The sequence below is a fragment of the Ottowia pentelensis genome (assembly GCF_964341695.1).
On sequence record NZ_OZ224513.1, the window covers coordinates 2,218,118 to 2,244,237 of the forward strand.

The 26,120-nt window shown below is 71.9% G+C and carries 19 protein-coding genes; 7 read left to right on the forward strand and 12 right to left on the reverse strand.

The genetic code is table 11. The annotated features are described in order from the left end of the window. Positions 1 to 35 precede the first annotated feature (35 nt). From ACWHMB_RS10860 to ACWHMB_RS10910, 11 genes are all read right to left on the reverse strand, one after another. Entirely contained in the window at positions 36 to 1,523 is a 1,488-nt protein-coding gene (locus ACWHMB_RS10860) for an aldehyde dehydrogenase (NADP(+)) (protein WP_377484241.1), read from the reverse strand. Positions 1,524 to 1,558: 35 nt separating this feature from the next. Next, positions 1,559 to 2,887, reverse strand: a complete 1,329-nt coding sequence (gene gudD / locus ACWHMB_RS10865) for a glucarate dehydratase (RefSeq protein WP_377484239.1) — start codon at positions 2,885 to 2,887, stop codon at positions 1,559 to 1,561. A gap of 139 nt (positions 2,888 to 3,026) precedes the next feature. Then, positions 3,027 to 3,977 carry a Bug family tripartite tricarboxylate transporter substrate binding protein gene (locus tag ACWHMB_RS10870; protein WP_377484237.1) on the reverse strand — a complete coding sequence of 317 codons (951 nt, stop codon included), beginning with the start codon at positions 3,975 to 3,977 and terminating at the stop codon, positions 3,027 to 3,029. 45 nt (positions 3,978 to 4,022) lie between these two features. Further along, a complete protein-coding gene (gene kdgD, locus ACWHMB_RS10875; RefSeq protein ID WP_377484235.1) occupies positions 4,023 to 4,934 on the reverse strand; it encodes a 5-dehydro-4-deoxyglucarate dehydratase in 912 nt (303 codons plus the stop codon). Positions 4,935 to 5,018: 84 nt separating this feature from the next. Continuing rightward, a complete protein-coding gene (locus tag ACWHMB_RS10880) occupies positions 5,019 to 5,747 on the reverse strand; it encodes a FadR/GntR family transcriptional regulator (protein ID WP_377484232.1) in 729 nt (242 codons plus the stop codon). Positions 5,748 to 5,814: 67 nt separating this feature from the next. After that, positions 5,815 to 7,089 carry a heme biosynthesis protein HemY gene (locus ACWHMB_RS10885; protein WP_377484230.1) on the reverse strand — a complete coding sequence of 425 codons (1,275 nt, stop codon included), beginning with the start codon at positions 7,087 to 7,089 and terminating at the stop codon, positions 5,815 to 5,817. A 14-nt stretch (positions 7,090 to 7,103) separates the two neighbouring features. Further along, positions 7,104 to 8,210, reverse strand: coding sequence for a uroporphyrinogen-III C-methyltransferase (locus ACWHMB_RS10890; protein WP_377484228.1), 1,107 nt, complete (start codon positions 8,208 to 8,210; stop codon positions 7,104 to 7,106). After that, positions 8,207 to 9,049 (reverse strand): uroporphyrinogen-III synthase, encoded by an 843-nt coding sequence (locus tag ACWHMB_RS10895; protein WP_377484226.1) that lies wholly within the window; start codon positions 9,047 to 9,049, stop codon positions 8,207 to 8,209. The genes ACWHMB_RS10890 and ACWHMB_RS10895 overlap by 4 nt, the downstream gene beginning before the upstream one ends. 16 nt (positions 9,050 to 9,065) lie before the next feature. Continuing rightward, positions 9,066 to 9,986, reverse strand: coding sequence for a hydroxymethylbilane synthase (gene hemC / locus ACWHMB_RS10900; protein ID WP_377484223.1), 921 nt, complete (start codon positions 9,984 to 9,986; stop codon positions 9,066 to 9,068). Positions 9,987 to 10,023: 37 nt separating this feature from the next. Further along, positions 10,024 to 10,764, reverse strand: a complete 741-nt coding sequence (locus ACWHMB_RS10905) for a LytR/AlgR family response regulator transcription factor (protein ID WP_377484221.1) — start codon at positions 10,762 to 10,764, stop codon at positions 10,024 to 10,026. Beyond that, positions 10,761 to 11,816 (reverse strand): sensor histidine kinase, encoded by a 1,056-nt coding sequence (locus ACWHMB_RS10910; protein WP_377484218.1) that lies wholly within the window; start codon positions 11,814 to 11,816, stop codon positions 10,761 to 10,763. The genes ACWHMB_RS10905 and ACWHMB_RS10910 overlap by 4 nt, the downstream gene beginning before the upstream one ends. 68 nt (positions 11,817 to 11,884) lie before the next feature. Here ACWHMB_RS10910 and argH point away from each other — a divergent pair, with 68 nt between their 5' ends. Next, complete coding sequence (gene argH, locus ACWHMB_RS10915; protein ID WP_377484216.1) at positions 11,885 to 13,363, forward strand: argininosuccinate lyase; 1,479 nt, start codon at positions 11,885 to 11,887, stop codon at positions 13,361 to 13,363. A 13-nt stretch (positions 13,364 to 13,376) separates the two neighbouring features. Here the strand turns inward: argH and ACWHMB_RS10920 are convergent, their stop codons facing one another. Continuing rightward, a complete protein-coding gene (locus ACWHMB_RS10920; RefSeq protein ID WP_377484213.1) occupies positions 13,377 to 14,300 on the reverse strand; it encodes a LysR substrate-binding domain-containing protein in 924 nt (307 codons plus the stop codon). A gap of 118 nt (positions 14,301 to 14,418) precedes the next feature. Here ACWHMB_RS10920 and ACWHMB_RS10925 point away from each other — a divergent pair, with 118 nt between their 5' ends. The 6 genes from ACWHMB_RS10925 (at position 14,419) to ACWHMB_RS10950 (ending at position 26,040) form a co-directional block, all read left to right on the forward strand. Further along, on the forward strand, positions 14,419 to 15,507 hold the full coding sequence (locus tag ACWHMB_RS10925; protein ID WP_377484210.1) for a tartrate dehydrogenase: 1,089 nt from the start codon (positions 14,419 to 14,421) through the stop codon (positions 15,505 to 15,507). Between the two features lie 42 nt (positions 15,508 to 15,549). Beyond that, on the forward strand, positions 15,550 to 16,542 hold the full coding sequence (locus ACWHMB_RS10930) for a Bug family tripartite tricarboxylate transporter substrate binding protein (RefSeq protein ID WP_377484208.1): 993 nt from the start codon (positions 15,550 to 15,552) through the stop codon (positions 16,540 to 16,542). Positions 16,543 to 16,969: 427 nt separating this feature from the next. Then, the gene (locus tag ACWHMB_RS10935) at positions 16,970 to 22,942 is read left to right on the forward strand and encodes an alpha-2-macroglobulin family protein (protein WP_447648534.1); all 5,973 of its coding nucleotides are present in this window, start codon (positions 16,970 to 16,972) and stop codon (positions 22,940 to 22,942) included. Positions 22,943 to 23,066: 124 nt separating this feature from the next. Next, a complete protein-coding gene (gene pbpC / locus ACWHMB_RS10940; RefSeq protein WP_377484204.1) occupies positions 23,067 to 25,445 on the forward strand; it encodes a penicillin-binding protein 1C in 2,379 nt (792 codons plus the stop codon). Continuing rightward, positions 25,442 to 25,720: a type II toxin-antitoxin system RelE/ParE family toxin gene (locus ACWHMB_RS10945; protein ID WP_377484202.1), complete on the forward strand. Its 279-nt coding sequence runs from the start codon at positions 25,442 to 25,444 to the stop codon at positions 25,718 to 25,720. The genes pbpC and ACWHMB_RS10945 overlap by 4 nt, the downstream gene beginning before the upstream one ends. A gap of 11 nt (positions 25,721 to 25,731) precedes the next feature. Beyond that, a complete protein-coding gene (locus ACWHMB_RS10950) occupies positions 25,732 to 26,040 on the forward strand; it encodes a HigA family addiction module antitoxin (protein ID WP_377484199.1) in 309 nt (102 codons plus the stop codon). The last annotated feature ends 80 nt before the right edge of the window (positions 26,041 to 26,120 follow it).

Consider the following 26,120-nt stretch of genomic DNA (forward strand, 5'->3'; position numbering starts at 1 on the left):
CCTTGCGCGGGTCGCGGTCGAGACCGCTCAGCCTCTCAAACCGGCCGGCCGGCGCGGGCCGCCAGCCAGGCCGGCATGTCCTGCAGCGCCACCGGGCGCAGGAAGCGGTCCAGCGCGGCATCGCCCACCGAGGTGGTCAAGGGCTGGGTGGACGCGGGCCAGGGCCCGCCGTGCTGCTGCGCGGCCGTCACGGCCACGCCGGTGGGGACGCCGGCAAACAGCACGCGGCCGGCCATCTGCATGGCGGCGCGCACCAGCGCCTGGGCATCGGCGCTCTCCTCGTCGGCGCCCCACAGCGTCACGGTCAGGCTGCCGCCCAGCGCCTGCAGCACCTGCACCGCCTCGGCCACCGAGTGCGCGCGCACGATCAGGCTGGCGGGGCCGAACACCTCGTCGTGCAATTGCGGCGTGCCGATGAAACGGGCGGCGTCGACCTGCACCAGCACCGGGCGCGGCGGCTGGGCGGCGTCGGCAGCCTCCAGCAGCAGCGGCTGCACGCCGGCTTGCGTCCAGCGCCCCACCCCCGCGTCAAAGGCCTGGCGCAGACCGGGCGTGAGCATGGCGTGCGGCTGCTGCGCGACCAGGGCTGTAGTGAGCTGCTGCACAAAGGCATCGCTGGCCGGATCGTCGAGCAGCACGATCACCCCCGGGCTGGTGCAGAACTGCCCGCTGCCCAACGTGATCGAGCCGGCCAGCGTGGCCGCCAGCTCGGCGCCCTTGGCGCGCAGGGCGTGCGGCAGCGCGATGACCGGATTGACCGAACCCAGCTCGCCGTAGAACGGAATCGGCCGCGGGCGAGCGCTGGCCTCGGCCTGCAGCGCGGCGCCACCGCGCGTCGAGCCTGTGAAGGCGCCGGCGGCAATGGCCGGATGGCGGATGAGCTGGGTGCCGATGGCATTGCCCTCGCCCTGCACCAGGCCGATCAGCCCCGCCGGCAGGCCCTGCGCCTTGAGCACGGCCTGGATCAGCGCAAACACGCGGTCCGCCAGCAGCAGGTGGCCGTTGTGCGCCTTGACCACCACCGGGCAGCCGGCGGCCAATGCCGCCGCGGTGTCACCGCCCAGCACCGAGAAGGCAAACGGGAAGTTGCTGGCCGCGAACATGGCCACCGGCCCCAGCGGCACGCGCACGCGCAGCATGGCCGGGTGGCCGACCGGCGCGGCGCCCGCCACCGCCGGGTCGTCAACGTGGCGAAACGGCACGCCGTCCTGCGCCATGCGGCCAAAGCGCCGCAGCTGAAACGCGGTGCGGTCCAGCTCGCCCTGCAGGCGCGCCGGGCCCAGGCCGGTCTCGGCGTCAGCCAGGGCGACCAGCTCTTCGCGCTGCGCCTCGAGCGCCGTGGCCAGTGCGTCCAGCAGCCGGGCGCGCACCGCGCCGTCGCTGGCAGCCCAGATCGGTGCGGCAGCGGCAGCGGCCTGCGCGATGGCGTCGAGTTGTTCGGGCGTGGTGGCCAGCAGCGGGTGGCCGACCGGCGGATCGATGGGCTGGCCCGTGCGGGCGTCGAAGGATTGCAAGGCAGTCATGGCGTGATTGAAACAAGATGACAACAAAGGCGGGCTCAGTCGCGCACCAGGCAAGGCCGCTTGGGATCGAAGCGCCAGTTGGAGATCAGGTACTGCATGGCCACGGCGTCGTCGCGCGCGCCCAGGCCGTGCTGCAGATAAAGCTGGTGGGCCTTCTCGACCTCGACCATGTCGATTTCGATGCCCAGACCGGGCTTCCTGGGCACTTGTACGTAGCCGCCCTCGATCTTGAGCGGTTCCTTGGTCAGGCGCTGGCCGTCCTGCCAGATCCAGTGCGTGTCGATGGCGGTCACCTTGCCGGGAGCGGCGGCGCCGACGTGGGTGAACATGGCCAGCGAGACATCGAAATGGTTGTTGGAGTGGCTGCCCCAGGTCAGGCCCCAGTCGCGGCAGGTCTGCGCCACGCGCACGCTGCCGGCCAGGGTCCAGAAGTGGGGGTCGGCCAGCGGGATGTCCACGCTTTGCAGCGCCAGTGCGTGCGCCAGCTGGCGCCAGTCGGTGGCGATCATGTTGGTGGCCGTGGGCAGGCCGGTGGCGCGGCGAAACTCGGCCATCACCTCGCGGCCCGAAAAGCCTTCTTCGGCGCCGCAGGGGTCTTCGGCATAGGCGACCACGCCGCGCATCTTGTGGCCCAGGCGGATCGCTTCTTTCAGCAGCCAGCCGCCGTTGGGGTCGAGCGTGACGCGCGCCTGCGGAAAGCGCTCGTGCAGGGCGCTGACGGCCTCGACCTCCTCGTCGCCGCGCAGCACGCCGCCCTTGAGCTTGAAGTCCTGAAAGCCATAGCGCTGCTGCGCGGCCTCGGCCAGGCGCACCACGGCCGCCGGCGTCAGGGCCGGTTCGTGGCGCAGGCGCAGCCAGTCATCCTCGGCGTCGGGCGCGCTGGCATACGGAAGATCGGTCTTGCCGCGGTCGCCGACAAAGAACAGGTAGCCCAGCATCTGCACGGCGTCGCGCTGCTGGCCCTCGCCCAGCAGGGCCGCCACCGGCACGCCCAGGTGCTGGCCCTGCAGGTCGAGCAGGGCCGATTCGACGGCGGCCACGGCGTGGATGGTGGTGCGCAGATCAAAGGTCTGCAGGCCGCGCCCGCCCGCGTCGCGGTCGGCAAAGCGGCTGCGCATGTCGTTCAGGATGGCGTGCATGGCGCCGATGGCGCGGCCCTCGACCAGGGCGCGGGCGTCTTCCAGCGTCTGGCGGATCTTCTCGCCACCCGGCACCTCGCCCAGACCGGTGTGGCCGGCGCTGTCGGTCACGATGACCAGGTTGCGGGTGAAAAACGGCGCGTGCGCGCCGGACAGATTGAGCAGCATGCTGTCGCGCCCGGCAACGGGAACAACCTGCATGCGCTGGACGACGGGAGCAGTCATGGGATGGGCAGGCTTGATCGACAAACGTCGATTACTATTGTATCGATAGCTTATCGCGCTTGACTGGCAAGCGCTGGAGGCCTATTTTGCTTGTAAAACCAGGCGGACACGGCGCGTGTCCGCTTGGCTCAGGGCTCGATCAGTTGGCCGTGATGTGGCGATCGTGGATCAGCTTTTGCCAGCGAGCGTACTCGGTTGCCTCGTACTTCGCGAACTCCTCGGGCGTGTTCAGCACCAGCTCGAAACCCAGTCCCTCCAGCTTGGCCTTGGTGGCCGGCTCGCTCAGAATGGCGGCGATGTCGCGCTGCAAGCGGTTCTTGAGCTCGGCGGGCATGCCGTGCGGGCCGGCAACGGCCTGCCAGGAGTAGACGTTGGCGTCCTTGATGCCGCTTTCCTCCAGCGTGGGCACGTTGGGCAGCAGAGGCGAGCGCTTGGCGCTGGTGATGACCAGCGGGCGCAGCTTGCCCGCCTGGATCTGCGGCAGCGCGGTGTTGATGTTCATGAAGGACGAATCCACCTGGTTGCCCAGCAGGTCGGTCATCACCGGACCGCCCCCCTTGTAGGGCACGTGCAGGCCGCTGGTGCCGGTCTGCTGCCAGAACAGCTCGGACGTCAGGTGGTCGCTGCTGCCGGCACCCGAGGTGGCAAAGCTCATCTTGCCGGGGTTGGCCTTCAGGTAGCTCAGCACATCGGCCAGGCTCTTGTGCTTGGAGGCGGCGGGCACCACCAGCACATTGGGCGCGCGCACCGCGACGGTGATCGGGTCCAGGTCCTTGAGCGCGTCGTACTGCACCTTCATCAGGTGCGGCGCGATCACGAACGGGCCCAGCGAGGCCACCAGCAGGGTGTAGCCGTCCGGCTCGCTGCGCGCCACCTGGGCGGCGCCGATGGTGCCGGTGGCGCCCGCCTTGTTGTCGACCACCACGGTGCCGCCGATCTTGGGGCCCAGCTCGTTCGAGATGATGCGGGCGATCATGTCGGTGGAGCCACCGGGCGGGAACGGCACGATGATCGTGACGGTCTTGGTGGGCCAGGCAAAGGCCACGGCGCTAGCCAAGCCCAGGACGATGCCGGCAAGAGTTTTTTTCATGGTTGATCTCCTCGGTTGGGGGACGGGTTGGGAAACGGATGGCACTTACTGCGCGCCCAGGCGGTCGATCAGCAGCTTGAGCTGTTCGCGCTGCTGCGGCTTGAGGTCGGACAGCGGCGGGCGCACCGAGCCGGCGCCGTGGCCGACCAGGGCCGCACCGGCCTTGACGATGCTGACGGCGTAGCCCGCACCCTGGTTGCGGATCTCGATGTAGGGCAGGAAGAACTCGTCCAGCAGGCGATTGACCGTGGCCGAATCGCCCTTGGCATAGGCTTTGTAGAACTCGATGGCGGTGCGCGGGATGAAGTTGAACACCGCCGACGAATAGGTGGGAACGCCCAGCGCCTGGTAGGCCTGCGCGTAAATCTCGTGCGTCGGCATGCCGCCGATGTAGACCAGGCGATCGCCCAGGCGCCGGCGGATCTGCACGATGCGCTCGATGTCGCCCAGCCCATCCTTGAAGCCGATCAGGTTGGGGCAGCGCTCGGCCAGTTGCGCCACCGACTCGGCCGTCAGCTTGCAGGCACCGCGGTTGTAGACGATGACGCCGATCTTCACGCTCTTGCACACGGCCTCGATGTGCGCCACCAGCCCCTCCTGCCCGGCCTCGGTCAGGTAGTGCGGCATCAGCAGGATGCCGGCGGCGCCACTGCGCTCGGTGGCCTGCGCGTACTGGATGGCCAGCGTGGTGCCGCCGCCGCTGGCGCCGACGATGGGCGTGCGCTGGCCGCAGGTGGCGGCCGCGACCTTCACCACGTCGGCGTATTCACCGGGCTCAAGCGAAAAGAACTCGCCCATGCCGCCGGCGGCAAACAGCACGCTGGCGCCATAGGGCATCAGCCACTCCAGGCGCGCGGCATAGGGCTTGGGCGCAAAGCGCAGCTCGGCGTCGAAATCGGTCAGGGGAAAGGACAAGAGGCCGGTCGACAGGGCCGTCTTGAGCTCGTTGGGGGTCATTGCATCTCCACGACTTACTGATATGACATCGTACAACTAAAAATCGGTTTTTTTCTTGGTGTAAACCCTGATTCACCGTCCGACTCAATGGCCCTGCGCCGCCAGCTGGCGCCGCTGCCGGCTGTTGGCCAGATGCGTGCGCATGGCCGCACGGGCGCCCTCCACGTCCTGGCGCGCAATGGCGTCCAGCACGCTCTGGTGCTCGGCGTTGAGGCGGCCCAGATAGGCCCACTCCTCGCCCGCCGGCGCCTGCCCGGTCGCCAGCCGCGCGCGCGGAATCATGCTCAGCCCCAGGGTGTTCATCAACTCGACGAAGTGCCGGTTGTGGGTGGCGCGCGCGATCTCCAGGTGAAACTGAAAGTCCGCCCCCACCGCATCCTGCCCCGACTCGCGCGCCGCCACGAAGGCCGCCAGCGCCGCGCGGATGGCCTGCAGCTGGTCCGCGGTGCGGCGCGCCGCCGCCAGGCCGGCGCATTCGGTCTCCAGCGCGATGCGCAGCTCCAGCACGTCGATCACGTCCTGCAGCGTGGCCATCTGCTCGGGGTCGATGCGAAACGCCACCGTGTCGCCGGCGCCGACCACGAAGGTGCCCACGCCGTGCCGCGTGGCCACCATGCCGGCGGCCTGCAGGCGCGACATGGCCTCGCGCACCACCGTGCGGCTGACGCCGAACTCGGCCATCAGGTCGGCCTCGCGCGGCAGCTTGGCGCCGGCCGCCAGACTGCCGTCGCGGATGCGGTCGCCCACCGCCTCGACCACCTCGACCGTGAGGGAACGCGGGCGGCTGCGGGGGGGGCGATGCGCGATCATCATGTTGGCATCATAGTCAAGAAAAGCCGATTTATGACGTCGTATCACGACGCCGATGGGATGGAAGCGATCAGGTCTGCGCGGCCTGCCGCCAGGCCTGCGCCGCGGCCTGCTCGTCGCCGCGCTCCTCGGCCAGGCGCGCCTGCGCACGCCAGGCGTTGCGGCGCAGCGGGGCGTCGTCCAGCGTGCGGGCGGCCTGGGCCAGCAGCAGCTGCGCGCGGCCCCACAGGCCACGCTGCAGGCAGGCCATGCCGGCCAGGTACTGCAGCGTGGCGTCGCGCGGGTGGGCCTGCTGGGCGGACTCGATGCGCGCCAGCCATTCGGCATCGGCGCCTTGCTCGCTCAGGGCCTGCTCCAGCACTTGGGCCAGGCGCACGCGCTGGGCGTCGGTGAAGACCTCGGGCTGGGCCAGCATGTCGTCCCACACGGGGGCCAGCCAGCTGCGCGCCAGCATGGTGTCGCCGCCCAGGTCGAGCAGCCGCTGCGCGGCGCGCAGGGCCAAGTCGGGCATGGTGCGCTCGCGCGGGCCCAGCGCGGCCCAGATCTGGCGCAGCTGCTCGCCGTCGTAGGCGCCGGCGATCTGCTCGGCGGCCAGGCCGCGCAGCAGGCTGGCGGCGGCCTGCGGCGAGAACGCGCGGTGCTTGGCCAGCAGGCGCGCGGTTTCCATGGCGTCGGCCATGTGGCCGGCCTGGCGCGCGGCCTTGAGCTTCAGGCGCAGCGCGGCAGTGCGCCGCTGCGCGCCGGTCGGCAGCTCGCCCAGGCGCGCCAGCGCGGCGGCCGGGTCCTGGCCGTTGAGCGCCCAGTGCGCGGCGCGCAGCAACACGGCCTCGCGCAATTCGGCGGCGGCGCCGTGGCTGCTGGCCACGGCCAGGGCGGCGTCGAGGTGGCGCGTGCGGGTGGCTTCGTCCTGCAGCGCATGCGCGCTTTCGGCGGCCGTCAGGTGGGCCAGCGTGCGCAGGCCCAGCACCCCCGGCGCGCCCTGCTTGTCGGGGTCGCTGGCGTGCACGCGCGCCAGCACCGCCTCGGCCGCCTTGCGCGCGCGCAGGAAGCGCCCCGCGGTGAACTGCACGCGCGCATCCATCAGCAGGCCGTTGGTGGCGCGCTCGCGCTGCTGGGTGCGCCAGCGCCGCGCCTGGCGCGGCAGCTCCAGCACGGCGGCAACGGTGCGCAGCGCGCCGTACAGCAGGGCAAACAGCAGCGCCAGCAGCAGCAGCACCAGGTTGACCGAAAGGTCGACCCGGTACGGCGGCCAGAACACGGTGACCGTGCCTTCGTTGTCGCCGGCAAACAGGGCCAGCGCCACGGCGGCGGCAAACAGGCCAATCAACCAGAGGGCGGCGCGCATGGTCGGGGCGGCGATCAGCGGGCCTGAGCGGCCGCGGCGGCCTGGCTGAGCGCCACCAGGGTGTCGTCCACACTGGGCAGCGCGGCGTCGTGGGTTTCGCCGCGAATGCGCTGCAGCAGCGTGGCGGCCGCCTGCGTGCGGCGCGAGGCGGGGTCGAACCAAGTGCCAAGCGAGGCGGCGGCGGCGGCCAGGTCGGCGCGCGCGGCCTCGTACTGGCGCGCCAGCAACGCCAGGCGCGCGCCCTGCAGGCGCAGCTTGAGGTTCTCGCGCACGAAGAAGGCCTGCTCGGGGCTGAGCATGCTGGCCTCGGGCCGCTCGATGCGGCTGACGCGCAGCAGGTCGCGCGCCTCGTCCAGCACGCTGCGGCTCCAGCGCTGCCACCAGGTGGCGGGCGCGGGCGGGGCGCGCTCGCGCAGCGTGGTGCCGCTGCGCTCGCGGCCGACGGCGTTGGCCACCGGCAGTTCGTCCACCTGGCGCAGCACCTGGTCGATGCGCGCCAGCACGCCGGCGGTGTCGGTGATGCTGGCGTTCTTGACGCGCTCCAGGTCGTGCGCCACGGCACGCGCCACCGGCGCCAGGCGCGGGTCGCTGCTGGCGGCCACGCGCCGCTCGGCGCTGCGCAGCGCGGCCAGCAGAGGCTGCACGCTGCCGGTCAGCTGCGCCTGATCCTGCGCCACGCGCAAGGCGGATTCGAGCTCGGCGGCCAGGTTGGCGTCGCGGTTGCGCGCCACGCTTTGCACCAGCTCCTCCATCTGGCTGCGGTAGGCGGCCAGGTCGCCCACGCGACCGTCAAGCGCGGCCAGCCGGCCCAGCGCATCGCGCACTTCGGTATCGGCCTGTCGCGCCAGGGTGCGCGCCTCGACCGACTTGCTGTTGGCGTCGGCGCTCTGGCGCGCCAGCTGCTCCTGCATGGACGAGACCTTTTGCCACAGCAGCAGCACCGCCGCCAGGGCCAGCACGGCCACCACCCAGGCCACGATCAGGCCGGGGCCGGGCACGCCCGGGCGCGCGGCTGGGCTGGCCGGTGCCCCCTGAGCCGGGGTCGCAGCAGGCGCTGCGGGCGGCAGCGCCGGCGGCGCGGCTTCGACGGCAGGCGCGGCGGGCGGCGGCTCGGGATTCATGCCAGCGATTCTATCGACGCCACCACGTCCGCCAGTGCCGGACGCGTGTCCGCCACCGCGCCGAAGCCGGCGTCGCGCGCGGCCTGCGCGATGCGCGGGTGCGTGGCCAGCGCGCGCGCGCCGCGCCAGTCGGCGGCGGGCAGGCATTGGCGCAGATTGGCCACGGCCTCCGAGCTGCTGAACAGCCACAGCGTGCCGTCGGCGGCCGCCGCCAGCGCGCGCGAGCGCGCGGCCGGCGCCAGCACCGGCGCGGCGCGTCGATAGGCCAGCAGCTGATCGACCTGCACCCCGGCCTGCTGCAGCCGTTGGGCCAGCCAGTCGCGCCCGGCCAGGCGGCCGGCGGCGTCGCCCCCGCGCACGATCAGCACGCGCAGGCCGGCGCGCACCTGCGGCGCCACCTGCGCCCACAGGGCTTCGGAGTCGAACTGGGCGGCATCCGCCGCCGGCGCGTCGATGCGCGCCCGCGGCCAGCCGGCGGCCAGCAGCGCCTGGGTGGTGCCCGGGCCGGGCGACCACGCTCTGGTTTCAATAGCTGCTTGCGCTTGATCCGTGGGCGCTACAGCCGCGTTTTGTTCAGAATAATTGTGATCTGACCCCGATTTATCAAAATAAATGTGATCTGACCCCAATAAGCTGGTGACGGCGTTGCCGCTGACGAACATCACGGCGGCGTAGCGGGACAGCTGCCGGCGCGCCTGCGCCAGGGCGCCAGTGAGGGGTTCGGGCCGGATCTCGATCAGCGGCAGCGCCTCGGCAGCGATGCCGTAGCGCGCCAGCTGCGCCACCCAAGCCGCGGCGGCGGCGGCCGGGCGGGTGACGAGCACGCGCGGGGCGGGCATGCGGGTAACGTCCGACTCAGTGCGCGCCGCCGGCGCGCAGCGCCGCGGCCACGCGCTGGCCCAGGGCCTCGGCCTGCTCGGGCGTGCGCACGTCGGCGCGCTCGCTGGCGCGCACCAGGCCGGGCGCGCCCTCGGGGTCGCCCCAGGCGGCGCGCAGCAGCATCTGTGTGCCCTCCAGCGTGGCGTGCGCGGCCAGCGGCATCGAGCAGCTGCCGCCCATGGCGCGGCTGACGGCGCGCTCGGCGGCGGTGCACAAGGTGGTGACGGCATCGGCCAGCGGCGCCAGCGCCTGCGCCAGCTCGGCGCGGCCGGCGCGTGTCTCGATGCCCAGGGCGCCCTGCCCTGCGGCCGGCAGCATCTGCTCGGTGTCGAACACATGGCGGATGCGCGCGGCCAAGCCCAGGCGCATTAAGCCCGCCGCCGCCAGCACGATGCCGGCGTACTGGCCTTCGTCCAGCTTGCGCAGGCGCGTGTCCAGGTTGCCGCGCAGCGGCTCGATGCGCAGATCGGGGCGACCCAGACGCTCGAATTCGGCGCGCAGCAGCACGCTGCGGCGCAGGCTGGAGGTGCCGACCACCGCGCCCGTGGGCAAATCCTCCAGCCGGCCGTATTGCGGCGACACCCAGGCGTCGCGCGGGTCTTCGCGCGCCATCACGCCCGCCAGCGCGAAGCCGGGCGGCAAGTCCATCGGCACGTCTTTCAGCGAATGCACGGCGATGTCGGCGCGGCCTTCTTCCAGCGCGGTTTCAAGCTCCTTCACGAACAGGCCCTTGCCGCCCACCTTGGACAGGCTGCGGTCCAGGATCTGGTCGCCACGGGTGGTCATGCCCAGCAGGGTGACTTGGTGGCCGCGCTGCAGCAGCAGCGCCTTGACGTGCTCGGCCTGCCACAGGGCCAGGCGGCTTTCTCGGGTGGCGATGGTGATCTTCAGGGACATGGATGGGGATGCTACAAGAACGCCCCCGGCGCCGCGCTCACTGCCCCAGTGCCGCGCGCACCGCCGCCAGCTGGCGGCGCGACACGGCCAGCGCCTCGTCCACCCCGGCCAGCTGCACGGCCCAGCCCTCGCCCTCGTCGGCATCCACGTGGCGCACCAGCGCGCGCATGGCCGCGCGCGCCACCAGCGCGTTGCGGTGGATGCGCACGAAGCGCTCGCCCCAGCGCTCTTCCAGCTGGCTCAGACTGCCGTCCAGCAGGTGGCTGGCGGCGGCCGTGCGCACCGTGACGTACTTGAGCTCGGCGCGCAGGTACAGCACCTCGGCCAGCGGCACGCGCAGGGTACGGCCGCGCTCGGTGATCAGCAGCGCGTCTGAAGCCAAATCGGCCTCTGGCGCCCGTCCATTCTGCGCGAGGCGCTCTGCTTTTTGAAGCGCGGCCTGCAGGCGCTCCAACCGCACCGGCTTGGTCAGGTAGTCCAGCGCCTCGATCTCGAAGGCGTGCACCGCGTATTCGCTGTGCGCGGTGACGAACACCACCGCCGGCGGCTGCTCCAGCGCGCGCAGCGCCTGCGCCAGCTGCATGCCGTCGGCGCCGGGCAGGTGGATGTCCAGCAGCGCGACATCAAAAGCCTGGTGCGCCAGCAGCGCCATGGCGTCGGCCGCGTTGGCCGCTTCGCCCGCCACCAGCGCGGCCGGCGCGCGGCAGTCGCCCAGCAGGCTGCGCAGGCGCGAGCGCGCCAGCGGCTCGTCGTCGACGATCAGTACGCGCAGGGTCATGCGCTGCCCCCACGGGGCATCGGGATCTCGATGCGCGCCTGGTACACCCCGTCGACCAGCGCGGTGCGAAAGCTGCCCTGCAGGTCGTGCAGCAGGCGCAGCCGGTCGCGCACATTGGTCAGCGCCATGCCGTGGCCGCTCTCGCCCTGCCCGGCCGGCACGGTGTTGGTGATCTTGATCAGCGCCATGGCGCCGCGCAGCTGGGTGGAGACGCGCAGGCGCGCGCCCTGGGCGCTGGGCTCCACACCGTGGACGACGGCGTTTTCCACCAGCGGCTGCAGGATCAGCGGCGGCAACTGCGCCGCGCCCACGCGCGGGTCCAGCGCCCACTCCACCTTCAGGCGCTCGCCAAAGCGCACCTGCTCGATCGCCAGATAGCGGCGCGCCAGCTCGATCTCCTGCGCCACGCTGGAAGCGCCGTGCTGGTCGGCCAGCGCGTGGCGAAACAAATCCGCCAGGTCGGCCAGCACCTCCTCGGCCTGGGCGGGCGCCTCGCGCACCAGGGCCATGGCCGAATTGAGCGCGTTGAACAGAAAGTGCGGACGGATGCGCGCCTGCAGCTCGGCCAGCCGCGCCGTGGTGGCCGCCGGCATGCGTCCGCGGGCACGCCACATCAGCCCCGCCACCAGGCCCGCGGCCAGCAGCGCGCCGGTGCAGGCGGCGGCCAGCCAGGCCGGCTGCGCGACCAAGCCCGTCAGCGCCATGGTGCCGGCCGCGTACACCCCGCCCAGCGCGCCCAGCGCCACGCCGGCGCTCAGCTGCGCGGCGGGCTTCAGGCGCGCCAGCGGGCGCTTGAGCGCGCAGCCGATCACCAGCCACAGCAGGGTGGCCGGCAGCGCCGCGCCCGTCAGCACCGCCACGCTGCCCAGCCAGTCGGCCAGCGAGGCGGCGCCATACATCAGCGCCACCGCCAGCACCGCCTCCACGTACAGCACGGCGCGCAGGATCACGCCCACCTCGCAGGCGTCGAACACCAGCACCGGCGCGGGCGGCGGCGGCGCCGGCGGCAGCCAGCGCTCGGTCAGGGTCGATAGAATTTGCGAATCCTTCATGGGCTCGCCCAGTGTAGGGCCCTCGAAGTGCCTTTCATCGGGCGCCCGCCGCCGTTCATGCCGCGCCGATGCGTGGCCGCAACTCTTTCCCACCCGCCATGTCCAGCAACCAACTCGACACCAAGTCCCAGGCCTGGTCGGCCCTGTTTTCCGAGCCCATGAGCGAGCTGGTGCAGCGCTACACCGCCAGCGTGTTTTTCGACCGGCGCCTGGCCGCGGCCGACATCGCCGGCAGCCTGGCGCACGCCGAAATGCTGGCGGCGCAGGGCATCATTTCACAAGAAGATCATGCCGCCATCCAGCGCGGAATGAGCGCCATCAGCTCCGAAATCGAGAGCAACACGTTCGACTGGAAGCTGGCGCTGGAAGACGTGCACCTGAACATCGAGGCGCGCCTGACGCAGCTGGTGGGCGACGCCGGCAAGCGCCTGCACACCGGCCGCAGCCGCAACGACCAGGTCGCCACCGACATCCGCCTGTGGCTGCGCGGCGAGATCGACGCCATCCGCGCGCTGCTGCGCGAGCTGCAGTTGGCGCTGATCGAGGTGGCCGAGCGCAACGTCGAGGTCATCCTGCCCGGCTTCACCCACCTGCAGGTGGCGCAGCCGGTCAGCTTCGCGCACCACCTGCTGGCCTACACCGAGATGTTCGGCCGCGACGAAGAGCGCCTGGGCGACGTGCGCCAGCGCGTCAACCAGCTGCCGCTGGGCGCCGCGGCGCTGGCCGGCACCACCTACCCGCTGGACCGCGAGCGCGTGGCGCGCAGCCTGGGCATGGACGGCGTGTGCCAGAACAGCCTGGACGCGGTGAGCGACCGCGACTTCGCCATCGAATTCGCCGCCGCCGCGTCGCTGGTCATGGTGCACATCAGCCGCCTGAGCGAAGAGCTGATTTTGTGGATGAGCCAGAACTACGGTTTCATCCGCATCGCCGACCGCTTCACCACCGGCTCGTCGATCATGCCGCAGAAGAAAAACCCCGATGTGCCCGAGCTGGCGCGCGGCAAGACCGGCCGCGTGGTCGGCCACCTGATGGGCCTGATCACGCTGATGAAGGGCCAGCCGTTGGCCTACAACAAGGACAACCAGGAAGACAAGGAGCCGCTGTTCGACACCGTGGACACGCTGCGCGACACGCTGCGCATCTTCACGGAGATGATTGGCGGGCAGCTGAACGCCGCCACCGGCGCCAAGGAGGGCGGCATCAGCGTCAACGCCGCCGCCATGGAAGCCGCCGCGCAAAAGGGCTACGCCACGGCCACCGATCTGGCGGACTACCTGGTCAAGAAGGGCCTGCCCTTTCGCGACGCGCACGAAACCGTGGCGCACGCCGTCAAGGCCGCACAGGCGCATGGCTGCGACCTGTCCGAACTGCCGCTGGCCACGCTGCAGGGCTTTCACCCCGCCATCGAAAAAGACGTGTTCGACGTGCTGTCGCTGCGCGGCAGCCTGAACGCACGCAACACCCTGGGCGGCACCGCGCCGGCCCAGGTGCGCCGCCAGATCGCGCGCCACCGCGCGCGCCTGGTGGGCGAGCCCCGGCCCTGAGCGGCTCGCCCGTTCACTCGCCGCGCGCCGGCACGCCGTGGCGCGCGAACGCCGCCGCCAGAAAATCGACGAAAACCCGCACCCGCGCCGTCAGCTGCTGGCCCGGCGGATAAACCGCGTAGATGTCGGCATCGGGCGAGCGGTACTGCGGCAACACGGCCACCAGCCGGCCGCTGCGCAGGTAGGCCTGAATGTCCCACTCGGCGCGCAGCAGGATGCCGTGGCCTTCCAGCGCCCAGTTCACCGCCACGCCGCCGTCGTTGGTGGTCAGCGGCCCGCCGATCTTGACGGCCTGCGGCCGCCCGCGCGCCGTCGCCAGGCGCCACAGGCCATAGGCTTCGTCGCCCTGGCGAATGCCGATGCAGTCGTGGCGCACCAGCTCCTCCACGCTGGCCGGCGTGCCGCGCCGCGCCAGGTAGGCGGGCGCCGCGCACAGCAGGCGCCGGTTGGACGCCAGCCGGCGCGCCAGCACGCGGGCGTCGGGCGGGCTGCCGAAGCGCACGCAGACATCGAACGCGTTGTCCGACAGCGGCGGCGGGCTGACCGACAGCTGCAATTGCACCTGCACCTGCGGATAGCGGCGCGCGAAGCGCGACACCAGCGGCGCCACGTGGCTGCGCCCGAAGCCCAGCGTGGCGTTCACGCGCAGCAGGCCGCTGGGCGTCTCGCGCGCCGCGCCCAGGCTGTGGTGCAGGGCGTCGATGTCGGCCAGGATGCGGCGCGCCTGCACCAGGTAGCGCTCGCCCTCGGCCGTCAGGCTCATGCGCCGGGTGGTGCGGCGCACCAGCGGCACGCCCAGGCGCGCCTCCATGGCCGCCAGGTGCTTGCTTACGGCCGGCGTGCTGACGCCCAGCTCGCGCGCGGCCGCGCTCAGGCTGCCGGCGCTGGCCAGCGTCGAAAAAAAGCCCAGGTCAGCCGGCTGGATGGCTTGGTTCATGGCGTTCACTGTTAACTTGAAGTCAACAATGATTTCACCACAGGCGCGCGCAGGCCCGGCCTGCGCTGCCTAGACTCGGCCCATCGCTGCCTCGCCAGCCATCCCGACAGGAAACCCCATGAAGACTTACCGCATCGCCGCCATCCCCGGCGACGGCATCGGCCAGGAAGTAATCCCCGCCGGCCAACAGGTGCTGCAGGCGCTGGCCGACGGCGGCGCAGGCTTTCGCTTCGAGTTCGAATCCTTCGACTGGGGGGGCGATCATTTCCGCCGCCACGGCGTGATGATGCCCGCGGACGGCCTGGACGCCCTGCGCGACAAGGACGCCATCCTGTTCGGCTCGGCGGGCGATCCGCACATTCCCGACCACGTCACGCTATGGGGCCTGCGCCTGAAGATCTGCCAGGGCTTCGACCAGTACGCCAACGTGCGGCCCACGCGCATCCTGCCGGGCATCGACGCGCCGCTCAAGCGCTGCGGCCCCAAGGACCTGGACTGGGTGATCGTGCGCGAGAACTCCGAGGGCGAGTATTCCGGCGTGGGCGGGCGCGTGCACCAGGGCCACCCGCTGGAGGCAGCCACCGACGTGAGCATGATGACCCGCGCCGGCGTGGAACGCATCATGCGCTTCGCCTTCAAGCTCGCGCAGTCGCGACCGCGCAAGCTGCTGACGGTGGTCACCAAGAGCAACGCCCAGCGCCACGCCATGGTGATGTGGGACGAGATCGCCGCGCAGATCGCCCGAGAGTTCCCCGACGTGCGCTGGGACAAGGAGCTGGTGGACGCCGCCACCGCGCGCATGGTGAACCGCCCCGCCACGCTGGACACCATCGTCGCCACCAACCTGCACGCCGACATCCTGAGCGACCTGGCCGCCGCCCTGGCCGGCAGCCTGGGCATCGCGCCCACCGGCAACATCGACCCCGAGCGCCGCTACCCCAGCATGTTCGAGCCCATCCACGGCTCGGCCTTCGACATCATGGGCCAGGGCGTGGCCAACCCGGTCGGCACCTTCTGGAGCTGCGTGATGCTGCTGGAGCACCTGGGCGAAGCCGCCGCCGCGCAGCGCCTGATGCACGCCATCGAACAAGTCACCGCCACCCCCCGCCTGCACACGCGCGACTTGGGCGGCACGGCCAGCACGGCGCAGGTGACGGCCGCCGTGTGCGAGTTGCTCGCCCACGTGCCGCAACGCCAGGTCGCCTGACCCGCCACCACAGCCAAGCATTCCAACCCCGGAGACCCCAGCATGCCCGTCACCCCCACTCGCCTGTCGCGCCGCACCCTGGCGCGCGCTGCCGCCGCCACCCTGGCGCTTGCCGCCGCCGGCGGCGCCTGGGCCCAGTCCTGGCCGAACCGGCCGATCACCCTGGTCGTGCCCTTTGCCGCCGGCGGCACCACGGACGTGCTGGCACGCGCGCTGGGCGAGCGCCTGACGGCCGCGCTGGGCCAGCCGGTGATCGTCGAGAGCAAGCCGGGCGCCGGCGCCACCATCGGCGCCGACTACGTCAGCAAGGCCAAGCCCGACGGCTACACCCTGCTGATCGGCGCCGTGCACCACACCATCGCCACCAGCGTCTACAGCAAGCTGCCCTACGACTTTCAGCGCGACCTGGCGCCCGTCACCATGATCGCCATGGTGCCCAACGTGCTGGTGGTCAACGCCGCCACGCCGGTGAAGAACCTGGCCGAGCTGGTGAGCTACATCAAGGCCCACCCCGAGCACGCCAACTTCGGCTCCAACGGCAACGGCACGGCCCAGCACCTGATCGGCATGCAGTTCCAGCAGCAGACCGGCACCACGCTGACGCACGTGGCCTACAAGGGCAGCGGCCCGCTGGCCAGCGACCTGCTGGGCGGCCAGATCCTGATGTCCTTCGACACCATCACGCCGGTGCTGCCGCACATCAAGGCCGGCAAGCTGCGCCCGCTGGCCGTCACCACCGCCACCCGCTCGGCCGCCCTGCCCGACGTGCCCACGCTGGACCAGGCGGGCCTCAAGGGCTTCAACATCGGCACCTGGTTCGGCGTGCTGGCGCCAGCCGCCACGCCCAGGGACATCGTCGTGCGCCTGAACAGCGAGATGGTCAAGATCATCCGCTCGCCCGAGTTCGGCCAGCGCATGGCCGACATCGGCGCCATCCCCATCGGCAACAGCAGCGAGGACATGGCCGGCGAGATCCGCAGCGAGACCGACAAGTTCGCCAAGCTGGTCAAGGACGCGCACGTCACCGTCAACTGATACGGTTTCGCATTCGAAAAGATGAAGCATGCCGGCCGCGGGGTGGGATCAGGCCGCCGGGGCGCCCGGCTTCGTTCATGTCCCCCACCGGCCTGCGGCCGGCTCCTCCTTCACTTCACTGCGCCGGGCACCCCGACGACCTGATCCGTGGCGTTGCTGGCCGTGCAGACCGCTTGACGGGTGACCGCCGCTTCCCGCCAAGGGGCTTGGGTGGGCAGCGCAGCGAGGTTAAGGAGGAGATGGCCGTCGCAGACGGACAGCGGGGGACAGGAGCGGAGCTGCCCGCCCAAGCTCCTTGGCGCGCCACCGCCCGCCCGGCGTTCTCAACGCGTTAATGGCAACCTGGCATGAGGCGACGGGGCGGCCGGCCGCGCCGGCCCTGCGGGGTTTGCTACCCTCGGGCGCTCAACCGGCCCGGGAACCCCGCATGTCCTTCCTCTCACCCGCACGCACGGCGCGAGCGCCCCGCCCGGACCTGCGCGTCACCCTGGCGCTGCTGCTCGGCCTGGCGTCCGCACAGGCCCAAGCCCTGACCATCACCGCCCTCAGCCCCCAGGGCGAGGTGGCGCGCGTGCGCCAGGTGTCGGTCAAGTTCGACCACGACGCGGTGCGCTTCGGCGACGCGCAGGCCGCCGCGCCGCTCGCCGTGCGCTGCGACGACGCCAGCGCGGCGCGCGGCCAGGGCCACTGGGTCGGCGCGCGCCAGTGGGTGTACGACTTCGCCGCCAACCTGCCGCCCGGCGTGCGCTGCGAGCTGAGCGTCGTTCCAGGGTTCAAATCGCCTTCCGGCGCAGCACTGGCGGGCGCGAGCAGCTATCGATTCAATACCGGCGGGCCGTTCGTGCAGCGCATCTGGCCCGAGAGCTACCAGCCGATCGAGGAGGAGCAGACCTTCGTGCTGCGCCTGAACGGCGCGGCCACGGCCGAGAGCGCGCAGGCCCACATCGCCTGCGTGGCCGATGGCCTGGGCGAGCGCGTGCCGGTGCGCCTGATCGAGGGCGAGCCGCGCGCCGCCATCCTGAAGGCGCTGGACCTGGACAAGGCCGCGCAGGCGGCGCCGCAGCGCTATCTGACCCTGGCCTGCAACCGGCGCCTGACGCCCGCCACACGCGTGCAGCTGGTCTACGGCGCCGGCGTGGCCACGCCCAGCGGCGTCGCCAACCGGGTGGAGCGCCGCTTTGCCTTCACGGTGCGCGAGCCCTTCACCGCCAACACCAGCTGCGAGCGCGAAAACGCCCAGGCCGCCTGCATGCCGATCCGCCCGATCGAGCTGACATTCAGCGCGCCGGTGGCGCGCAAGCTGCTGGGCGGCGTGCGGCTGCACACGGACAAGGCCGAGTTCGCGCCCAAGGAGGCAGAGGGCGGCGCGGGCGACGATCTGCTCGATCGCCTGCGCTTCGACGGCCCCTTTCCCGAGCGCGCCACGCTCACGCTCAGCCTGCCGGCCGAGCTGAAGGACGCCAGCGGCCGGCCGCTGGCCAACGCCGACAGCTTTCCGCTCGCGATCGCCACCGGCCCGCTGCCGCCGCTGGCCAAGTTCGCCGCCGCGCCCTTCGGCATCGTCGAGCGCTTTGCCGAAGGCCCCGACGGCCCGGCGCTGATGCCGCTCACGCTGCGCCGTGTCGAGCCCGCCCTGCAGGCCCGCGACCTGAAGCTGGCCGACCTGCAGCCCAGGACCGACGCCAACATCGTCGCCTGGTTCACCCGGGTGCAGCGCTACGAGCAGCGCCTCGTGCCGCGGGCACAGGCGGCGCGCGACGTCAAGGGCCCGCTGCCGCCGCCCGTGGGCGACAACACCAAGGACAGCGTGGAGGCGCGCACGGTGTCGCTGCTGGCCGGCCAGGCGGGCGTGCAAAGCATCGCGCTGCCCGATGCCCCCAAGGCCGGCGAGCGCCCGTTCGAGGTCATCGGCGTGCCGCTGGCGCCGGGCTTTCACGTGCTCGAAGTCAGCTCCGCCTTGCTGGGCCAGTCGCTGCTCGATCCGGCCTACGGCGCGCAGCGCGCCATGGTGGTGCGCACCGCCGTGCTGGTGACCAACCTGGCCGTGCACTTCAAGCTGGGGCGCGAGAACGCGCTGGCCTGGGTCACCACGCTGGACCAGGGCCGGCCGGTGGCCGGCGCCACGGTGCAGGTCAGCGACTGCCACGGCAAGCCCGTGGCCCAGGCCAGCACCGACGCGCAGGGCCTGGCGCACTTCAAGGACGTGTCGCCCAACCCGCCCAGCTGCGCGCGCGAGGGCGACTGGCTGGGCGACTTCCAGCAGGCGTATTTCGTCAGCGCCCGGGCGCAGAACCACGGCGTGGCCGACATGGCCTTCACCTGGTCGTCGTGGCAGCGCGGCATCGAGCCCTGGCGCTTCAACGTGCCCACCAGCACCGAGCCCACGCCCGACACGCGCGCCCATACGGTGCTGGACCGCAGCCTGCTGCGCGCGGGCGAAACGGTGTCGATGAAGCACCTGATCCGCACCGAGACCCAGGCCGGCTTCGGCCTGCCCAAGCAGGACCCGACGCGCCTGGTCATCACCCACCTGGGCAGCGGGCAGGAATACACCCAGCCGCTGGCCTGGCGCACCACCGCCACCGGCGGGCGCAGCGCCGAAAGCACGTTCGCCATTCCGCAGGCGGCGCGGTTGGGCGTCTACGACATCAGCCTGCGCGGCGCGGGCGACGAGGGCCCGTCCATCGACAGCGGCAGCTTTCGCGTCGAGGAATTTCGCCTGCCGCTCATGCAGGGCCGCGTGGGCCCGGCCGACGACGCGCCGCTGGTGGCCGCCGCGCGCGTGCCGGTGCAGGTGCAGGTCGGCTACGTGGGCGGCGGCGCGGCCGCCAACCTGCCGGTGCGCGTGTCGGCGCTGACGCGCGGCTTCACGCCCTCCTATGACGACTACGGCGCCTTCAGCTTCGAGCCGCCCCGCCCCGCCGAGGGCGAAGGCCAAGCCGCGCCCGACAGCGACACCCACCTGGTGGCCGACAAGCTGCCCGCCACGCTGGGCCGCGAAGGCCTGGGCCAGGTGGTGGTCGAACCCATCGCGCCGGCGCCCGCGCCGCGCCAGCTGGTGCTGGAAGCGACCTATGCCGACCCCAACGGCGAGCTGCAGACCCTGCGCGCCACGCGCACGCTGTGGCCGGCCGCCGTCGTCGTCGGCATCAAGGCCGAGGGCTGGGCCGCCGCCCGCCAGGACGCGCCGGTGCAGGTGCTGGCGCTCGACCTGCAGGGCAAGCCCAAGGCCGGCGTGCCGCTGGACGTGCGCGCCATCGCCCGCACCACGCTCACCAGCCGCAAGCGCATGGTGGGGGGCTTCTACACCTACGACAGCCACACCGAGACCAAGGACCTGGGCACCGTCTGCACCGGCACCAGCGGCCCGCACGGGGTGCTGGCGTGCAACGTCAAGCTGACGCAGCCCGGCGAAATCAAGCTGGTGGCCAGCGCGCGCGACGAGCACGGCCGCAGCGCGCTCGCCGCCGCCTCGGTGTGGGTCAGCGGCCAGGGCGAGCTGTGGTTCGGCGGGCGCAACGACGACCGCATGGACGTGCTGGCCGAGCGCAAGACCTATCGACCGGGCGACACGGCCACGCTGCAGGTGCGCATGCCCTTTCGCCACGCCACCGCCCTGGTGGCGGTCGAGCGCGAAGGCATTCTGCACACCGAGGTGCTCGAGCTGACGGGCAAGAACCCCACGGTGGCGCTCAAGATCGAGCCCGACTGGGGCCCCAACGTGTACGTGAGCGTGCTGGCGCTGCGCGGGCGCGTGCACGAGGTGCCGTGGTACAGCTTCTTCACCTGGGGCTACAAGGCGCCGCGCGCCTGGTGGCAGGCCTTCTGGGTCGACAGCAAGGACCACGTGCCGCCCACCGCGCTGGTCGATTTGAGCAAGCCCGCGTTCCGCCTGGGCATGGCCGAGCTCAAGCTGGGCGCGGCCGGGCACCAGCTGGCCGTCGAGGTCAAGGCCGACCAGGCCAGCTACCCGGTGCGCGGCAAGGCCCAGGTGACGATCACCGCTCGCCGCCCCGACGGCAGCCCCGCCGCCGGTGCCGAGGTGGCGCTGGCCGCGGTCGACCAGGCGCTGCTGGAGCTGATGCCCAACCGCAGCTGGGACCTGCTGGACGCCATGCTCACGCGCCGCGCCTGGGGCGTGCAGACGGCCACCGCGCAAATGGAAATCGTCGGCCGGCGCCACTACGGCCGCAAGGCGGTGCCGGCCGGCGGCGACGGCGGCAGCGCCCACCCCACGCGCGAGTTGCTCGACACCCTGCTGCTGTGGCAGCCGCGCATCGCGCTCGACGCGCAGGGCCAGGCGCACATCGAGGTGCCGCTGAACGACGCGCTCTCCACCTTCCAGATCGTCGCCGTGGCCGACCTGGGCCTGGGCCTGTTCGGCACCGGCCAGACCAGCGTGCGCACCACGCAGGACCTGCAGATCATCAGCGGCCTGCCGCCGCTGGTGCGCGCCGGCGACCGCTTCAGCGCCCTGCTCACCGTGCGCAACACCACGGCGCAACCGATGAAGGTCGAGCTGACGCCGCGCGCCACCCTGCTGGAGCTCAAGCCCCAGACGGTGGACGTACCCGCCGGCGAGGCGCGCGAGCTGCAGTGGGACGTCACTGCCCCGCCCGAGCTGGCCGCCACCCGCGCCGAGGCCCTGCTGTGGGTGGTGCAGGCGCGCGATGTGAACGGCAGCGCGCGCGACGCGCTCAAGCTCAGCCAGCGCGTGGTGCCGGCCGTGCCGCTCGCCGTGCAACAGGCCACGCTGGTGCAGCTGGACGGCGCCTTCACCGTGCCCGTGGCGCCGCCGCCCGACGCCCTGCCCGCCAGCGGGCCCAAGCGCGGCGGCCTGCAGCTGGCCCTGCAGCCCAGCCTGGCCGGCGGCCTGCCCGCCATCCGCGACTGGCTGGCGCGCTACCCCTATTCGTGCCTGGAGCAGCAGACCAGCAAGGCCATCGGCATGGGCGACCAGCAAGCCTGGCAGCGCACCGTGGCCCAGCTGCCGGCCTATCTGGACGGCGACGGCCTGGCCAGCTACTTTCCGCCGCGCGCCGGCGACACCCATGGCGGCAGCGACACACTGACCGCCTGGCTGCTGGCGGCCACCGACGAGGCCGCGCGGCTGGATGCCGCCTGGCGCCTGCCCGAGGCGCCGCGCCAGGCCATGATCAAGGGCCTCGCCGACTTCGTGGCCGGCCGCATCGAGCGCAAGCACTGGTCGCCGCGCGCCGACCTCGACGTGCGCAAGCTGGCCGCCATCGAGGCGCTGTCGCGCTACGGCGCGGCCAACGCCGCCATGCTGGACAGCGTCACGCTGGCGCCCAACCAGTGGCCCACCAGCGCCGTCATCGACTGGGTGAACGTGCTGCGCCGCGTCAAGGCCATTCCCGAGCAGCCGCGCAAGCTGGCCGAGGCCATGCAGGTGCTGCGCGCGCGCCTGTCGGTGCAGGGCACGCGCCTGGTCTTCAGCACCGAGTCCGACGACGCCTGGTGGTGGCTGATGGCCGGCGGCGACGTCAACGCCGCGCGCCTGCTGCTGACGGTGATGCAGGACCCGGCCTGGCGCGGCGACGTCGGCCGGCTGGTGACGGGCTTCATCGGCCGGCAGAACAACGGCGCCTGGCGCACCACCACCGCCAACCTGTGGGGTTCGCTGGCGCTGCGCCAGTTCTCGCGCACGCACGAAGCCACGCCGGTGGCCGGCATCACCCGCGCCAGCCTGGGCACCGACAGCGAGCAGGTGGACTGGCACAACGTCCACGCGCTCAAGGCCGGCCAAACCATCGAGCAGGGCCGCGGCCTGGGCACGCCGGCCTTGCCCGGCCAGCTGGTGGGCAACACCCTGAGCCTGCCCTGGCCCGCGGGCGGCACCGGCGAGCTGACGGTGGCGCACCAGGGCACGGGCAAGCCCTGGCTGACGCTGCAGTCGCTGGCGGCGGTGCCGCTGCTGGCGCCGCGCACGGCGGGCTACCAGATTCGCAAGAGCATGGCGCGGGTCGACGCCACCGGCCCGAATGCCAGTCCGGGTGCCGATGGCGCCTACACCCGCGGCGACATCGTGCGCGTGACGCTGGAAGTCACCGCCGCCGCGCCCATGACCTGGGTGGCGGTGACCGACCCCATCCCGGCCGGCGCCACCATCCTGGGCAGCGGCCTGGGGCGCGACTCCATCATCGCCACCCAGGGCGAAAAGCGCGAAGGCCAGGGCTGGCCGGCGTTCGAGGAGCGCAGCTTCGAGGCCTTTCGCAGCTATTACGACTACCTGCCCAAGGGCAGCATCAAGGTCGAATACACCCTGCGGCTGAACAACGCCGGCCACTTTCAGATGCCGCCCAGCCGCGTCGAGGCGCTGTACGCGCCCGAGATGTTCGGCGAAGCGCCCAATGCGGCGATCGACGTCAAGCAGCCGTAACTGCCAACAGCCGAACGCAGAGGGCGCGAAGGACTCGCAAAGGACGCAAAAAATTCATGAAAGGGGGCTCGTGCGTTCGATGCACCGTGCTCCCAGTCACTGCCATTTTACCCCAATTGAATCGATGTCTCTTTTGCGTCCTCTGCGTTCTTTTTGCGTCCTCTGCGTCCTGTATTTGGGGGTCAGCGCCTGGGCGCAAAGCTTCGAGGCGGTGCGCGCCGAGCACCGGCCGTCCGAGACGCTGATCCAGGACCGCCACGGCGAGCCGATCGAGCGCGTGCGCACCGACGCGCAGCAGCGCCGCGGCGCCTGGGTGGCCTTGGCCGACATCTCGCCGGCGCTGCAGCACGCGCTGGTGCTGTCGGAGGACCAGCGCTTCTACGAGCACAGCGGGGTGGACTGGCGCGCCGTGACCAGCGCCGCCTGGGCCAATCTGTGGAACACCCGCACGCGCGGCGCCAGCACGCTGACCATGCAGCTGGCCGGCCTGCTGGACGAAGACCTGCGCCTGGGCCAGGGCGGGCGCAGCGTGCGCCAGAAGATCGACCAGGCGCTGATGGCCACCCGGCTGGAAGCCCATTGGCGCAAGGACCAGATCCTGGAGGCCTACCTCAACCTGGTGCCCTTGCGCGGCGAGCTGGTCGGCATCGACGCGCTGGCGCGCACCCTGTTCGCCAAGGCGCCGCACGGCCTCACCGAGAGCGAGGCGGCGCTCACCGCCGCCCTGGTGCGCGCGCCCAACGCCAGCCCCGCGCGCGTGGCGCAGCGCGCCTGCGGCGTGCTCAAGGCCATGCGCGGGCCCGGCCAGGCGACCGACTGCGTGGCGCTGGACATGCAGGCCGAGCTGGCGCTGACGCGCCGCGCCTGGCCGGCGCAGGACGGAATCGCCCCGCACTACGCGCGCCGGCTGCTGGGCGCCCTGCCCGCCGGCCAGCCGGCGCCGGCCACCCTGCGCAGCAGCCTCGACGCCCGGCTGCAGCGCATCGCGCTGCAAAGCCTGCAGCAGCACATCAAGGAGCTGCGCGGGCGCCACGTCGAAGACGGCGCGGTTGTGGTGCTGGACAACGCCAGTGGCGAGGTGCTGGCCTGGGTCGGCTCCACGGGCGCGCTCAGCCGCGCGGGCGAGGTCGACGCCGTCACCGCACCGCGCCAGCCCGGCAGCACGCTCAAGCCCCTGCTGTACGCCCAGGCCATCGCCGAGCGGCGCCTGACGGCCGCCTCGCTGCTGCACGACTCGCCCGCGCATTTGCAAACCGCCAGCGGCCTGTACATCCCGCAAAACTACGACCTCAGCTTCAAGGGCTGGGTGTCGGTGCGCAGCGCGCTGGCCTCCTCGCTCAACGTGCCCGCGGTGCGCACCATCGTCATGGTGTCGCCGCGCGCCTTTCACCGGCAACTGGGGCTGCTGGGCATCGCGCTGCCGCAGGGCGGCGACTACTACGGCGACAGCCTGGCGCTGGGCAGCGCCGAAGTCACCCTGCTGCAGCTGACCAACGCCTACCGCGCGCTGGCCAACGGCGGGCGCTGGTGCGATGTGGGCCAAGCCACAGGCGCTGCCCATGCACTCCCTCTCCCGCCTGCGGGAGAGGGCCGGGGTGAGGGCTGCCACCAGGCCCTCGACCCGCGCGCCGCCTTCATCGCCTCCGACATCCTGGCCGACCGCAACGCCCGCGCCCTCAGCTTCGGGCTCGACTCCATCCTGGCCACGCGCTTCTGGAGCGCCGTCAAGACCGGCACCAGCAAGGACATGCGCGACAACTGGGCCGTGGGCTATTCACAGCGCTACACCGTCGGCGTGTGGGTGGGCAACGCCGCCGGCGGCCCGATGTGGGACGTCAGCGGCACCAGCGGCGCCGCGCCGGTGTGGGCCCGCCTGATGCGCGCGCTGCACCAGCACACGCCCTCGCGCCCGCCCGCGCCGCCGCCCGGGCTGGTTCACACCCGCGTGCGCTTCGGCGACAGGCTGGAGGCGGCGCGCCAAGAGTGGTTCATCGCCGGCACCGAGCAGGCCGTGTTTGCTATCGATCCAGAAGCTGCTCGCGCAGATTCAGAGCCGGCTTCAGGCCCATTTGGCTTGAAACCGGCCGACGCCGCCGATCGCGTGCCGGCGCGCATCACCCGCCCGCAGGATGGGGCCATCCTGGCGCTCGACCCCGACATCCCGCCCGCCAACCAGCGCCTGCTGCTGCAGGCCGACCCGGGCGCGGCCGACCCGCAGGCGCTGCGCTGGCGGATCGGCGCGCGCGAAGTCGGCCGCGGCCCGCAAGCCCAGTGGCTGCCCTGGCCCGGCCGGCACGTGCTGCAGCTGCGCGACGCCCGCGGCGCGGTGCAGGACGAGCGGCGCATCGAGGTGCGCGGGGCTTCGGTCAAGCCCCGGCGTGCGGCAGCGTCGATCCCTGTGAAGCCGGCTGATGGCGACCCACGGCAACAGGCAAACCGCACACCGGATGGTGGCGCCTCCGCACTGCAACCCGTAACGCAACGAGATACAATCGCCCGGTGATCCAGTCATTCCGGCACAAGGGGCTGCAGGCCTTTTTCGAGCGGGGCAGCAAGGCCGGCATTCAACCCAGCCATGCCCCCACGCTGGGGCGGCAGCTGGCGCAATTGAATGCCGCCACCCAGCCCGACGACATGAACGTGCCGGGCTGGCGCCTGCATCCACTCACGGGCGAACTGGCTGGGCATTGGTCGGTGTGGGTGAATGGAAACTGGCGCCTGACCTTCGCGTTCGATGGGCAGGACGCCGTGCTGGTGGACTATCAGGACTACCACTAGGAGAATTTGCGATGACCGAAATGTTCAACCCGCCTCATCCGGGGCTGACGCTGCGCGATGACGTCTTGCCCGAGTTGGGGCTGTCGGTGACGCAAGCCGCCGAACAATTGGGCGTGTCGCGCGTGGCGTTGTCGCGTGTACTGAACGGCCGCGCTGCCGTGTCACCGGAAATGGCCTTGCGCCTAGAGGCCTGGCTGGGCGCCGAACGTGGTGGCCGTGCCGGCGTGTGGCTGGCGATGCAGGGCGCCTATGATTTGTGGCAAGCCCGCCAGGCCGTCAAGAAGGCGCCACTCAAGGTGCGCCACGCGGTGATCGCATGAACCCAAAAAAAACCGCGCTACGTTTTGCGTAGCGCGGTTTTCTTGTGTAGCTGTTGCATCCCGGACGATTGCATAGATGA

Bases quoted from the DNA above. Each gene is read 5' to 3' on its own strand.
- ACWHMB_RS10860 (WP_377484241.1), bottom strand. From the start codon at position 1,523: ATGACTGCCTTGCAATCCTTCGACGCCCGCACGGGCCAGCCCATCGAT.
- gudD (WP_377484239.1), bottom strand. From the start codon at position 2,887: ATGACTGCTCCCGTCGTCCAGCGCATGCAGGTTGTTCCCGTTGCCGGG.
- ACWHMB_RS10870 (WP_377484237.1), bottom strand. From the start codon at position 3,977: ATGAAAAAAACTCTTGCCGGCATCGTCCTGGGCTTGGCTAGCGCCGTG.
- kdgD (WP_377484235.1), bottom strand. From the start codon at position 4,934: ATGACCCCCAACGAGCTCAAGACGGCCCTGTCGACCGGCCTCTTGTCC.
- ACWHMB_RS10880 (WP_377484232.1), bottom strand. From the start codon at position 5,747: ATGATGATCGCGCATCGCCCCCCCCGCAGCCGCCCGCGTTCCCTCACG.
- ACWHMB_RS10885 (WP_377484230.1), bottom strand. From the start codon at position 7,089: ATGCGCGCCGCCCTCTGGTTGATTGGCCTGTTTGCCGCCGCCGTGGCG.
- ACWHMB_RS10890 (WP_377484228.1), bottom strand. From the start codon at position 8,210: ATGAATCCCGAGCCGCCGCCCGCCGCGCCTGCCGTCGAAGCCGCGCCG.
- ACWHMB_RS10895 (WP_377484226.1), bottom strand. From the start codon at position 9,049: ATGCCCGCCCCGCGCGTGCTCGTCACCCGCCCGGCCGCCGCCGCCGCG.
- hemC (WP_377484223.1), bottom strand. From the start codon at position 9,986: ATGTCCCTGAAGATCACCATCGCCACCCGAGAAAGCCGCCTGGCCCTG.
- ACWHMB_RS10905 (WP_377484221.1), bottom strand. From the start codon at position 10,764: ATGACCCTGCGCGTACTGATCGTCGACGACGAGCCGCTGGCGCGCTCG.
- ACWHMB_RS10910 (WP_377484218.1), bottom strand. From the start codon at position 11,816: ATGAAGGATTCGCAAATTCTATCGACCCTGACCGAGCGCTGGCTGCCG.
- argH (WP_377484216.1), top strand. From the start codon at position 11,885: ATGCGTGGCCGCAACTCTTTCCCACCCGCCATGTCCAGCAACCAACTC.
- ACWHMB_RS10920 (WP_377484213.1), bottom strand. From the start codon at position 14,300: ATGAACCAAGCCATCCAGCCGGCTGACCTGGGCTTTTTTTCGACGCTG.
- ACWHMB_RS10925 (WP_377484210.1), top strand. From the start codon at position 14,419: ATGAAGACTTACCGCATCGCCGCCATCCCCGGCGACGGCATCGGCCAG.
- ACWHMB_RS10930 (WP_377484208.1), top strand. From the start codon at position 15,550: ATGCCCGTCACCCCCACTCGCCTGTCGCGCCGCACCCTGGCGCGCGCT.
- ACWHMB_RS10935 (WP_447648534.1), top strand. From the start codon at position 16,970: ATGTCCTTCCTCTCACCCGCACGCACGGCGCGAGCGCCCCGCCCGGAC.
- pbpC (WP_377484204.1), top strand. From the start codon at position 23,067: ATGTCTCTTTTGCGTCCTCTGCGTTCTTTTTGCGTCCTCTGCGTCCTG.
- ACWHMB_RS10950 (WP_377484199.1), top strand. From the start codon at position 25,732: ATGACCGAAATGTTCAACCCGCCTCATCCGGGGCTGACGCTGCGCGAT.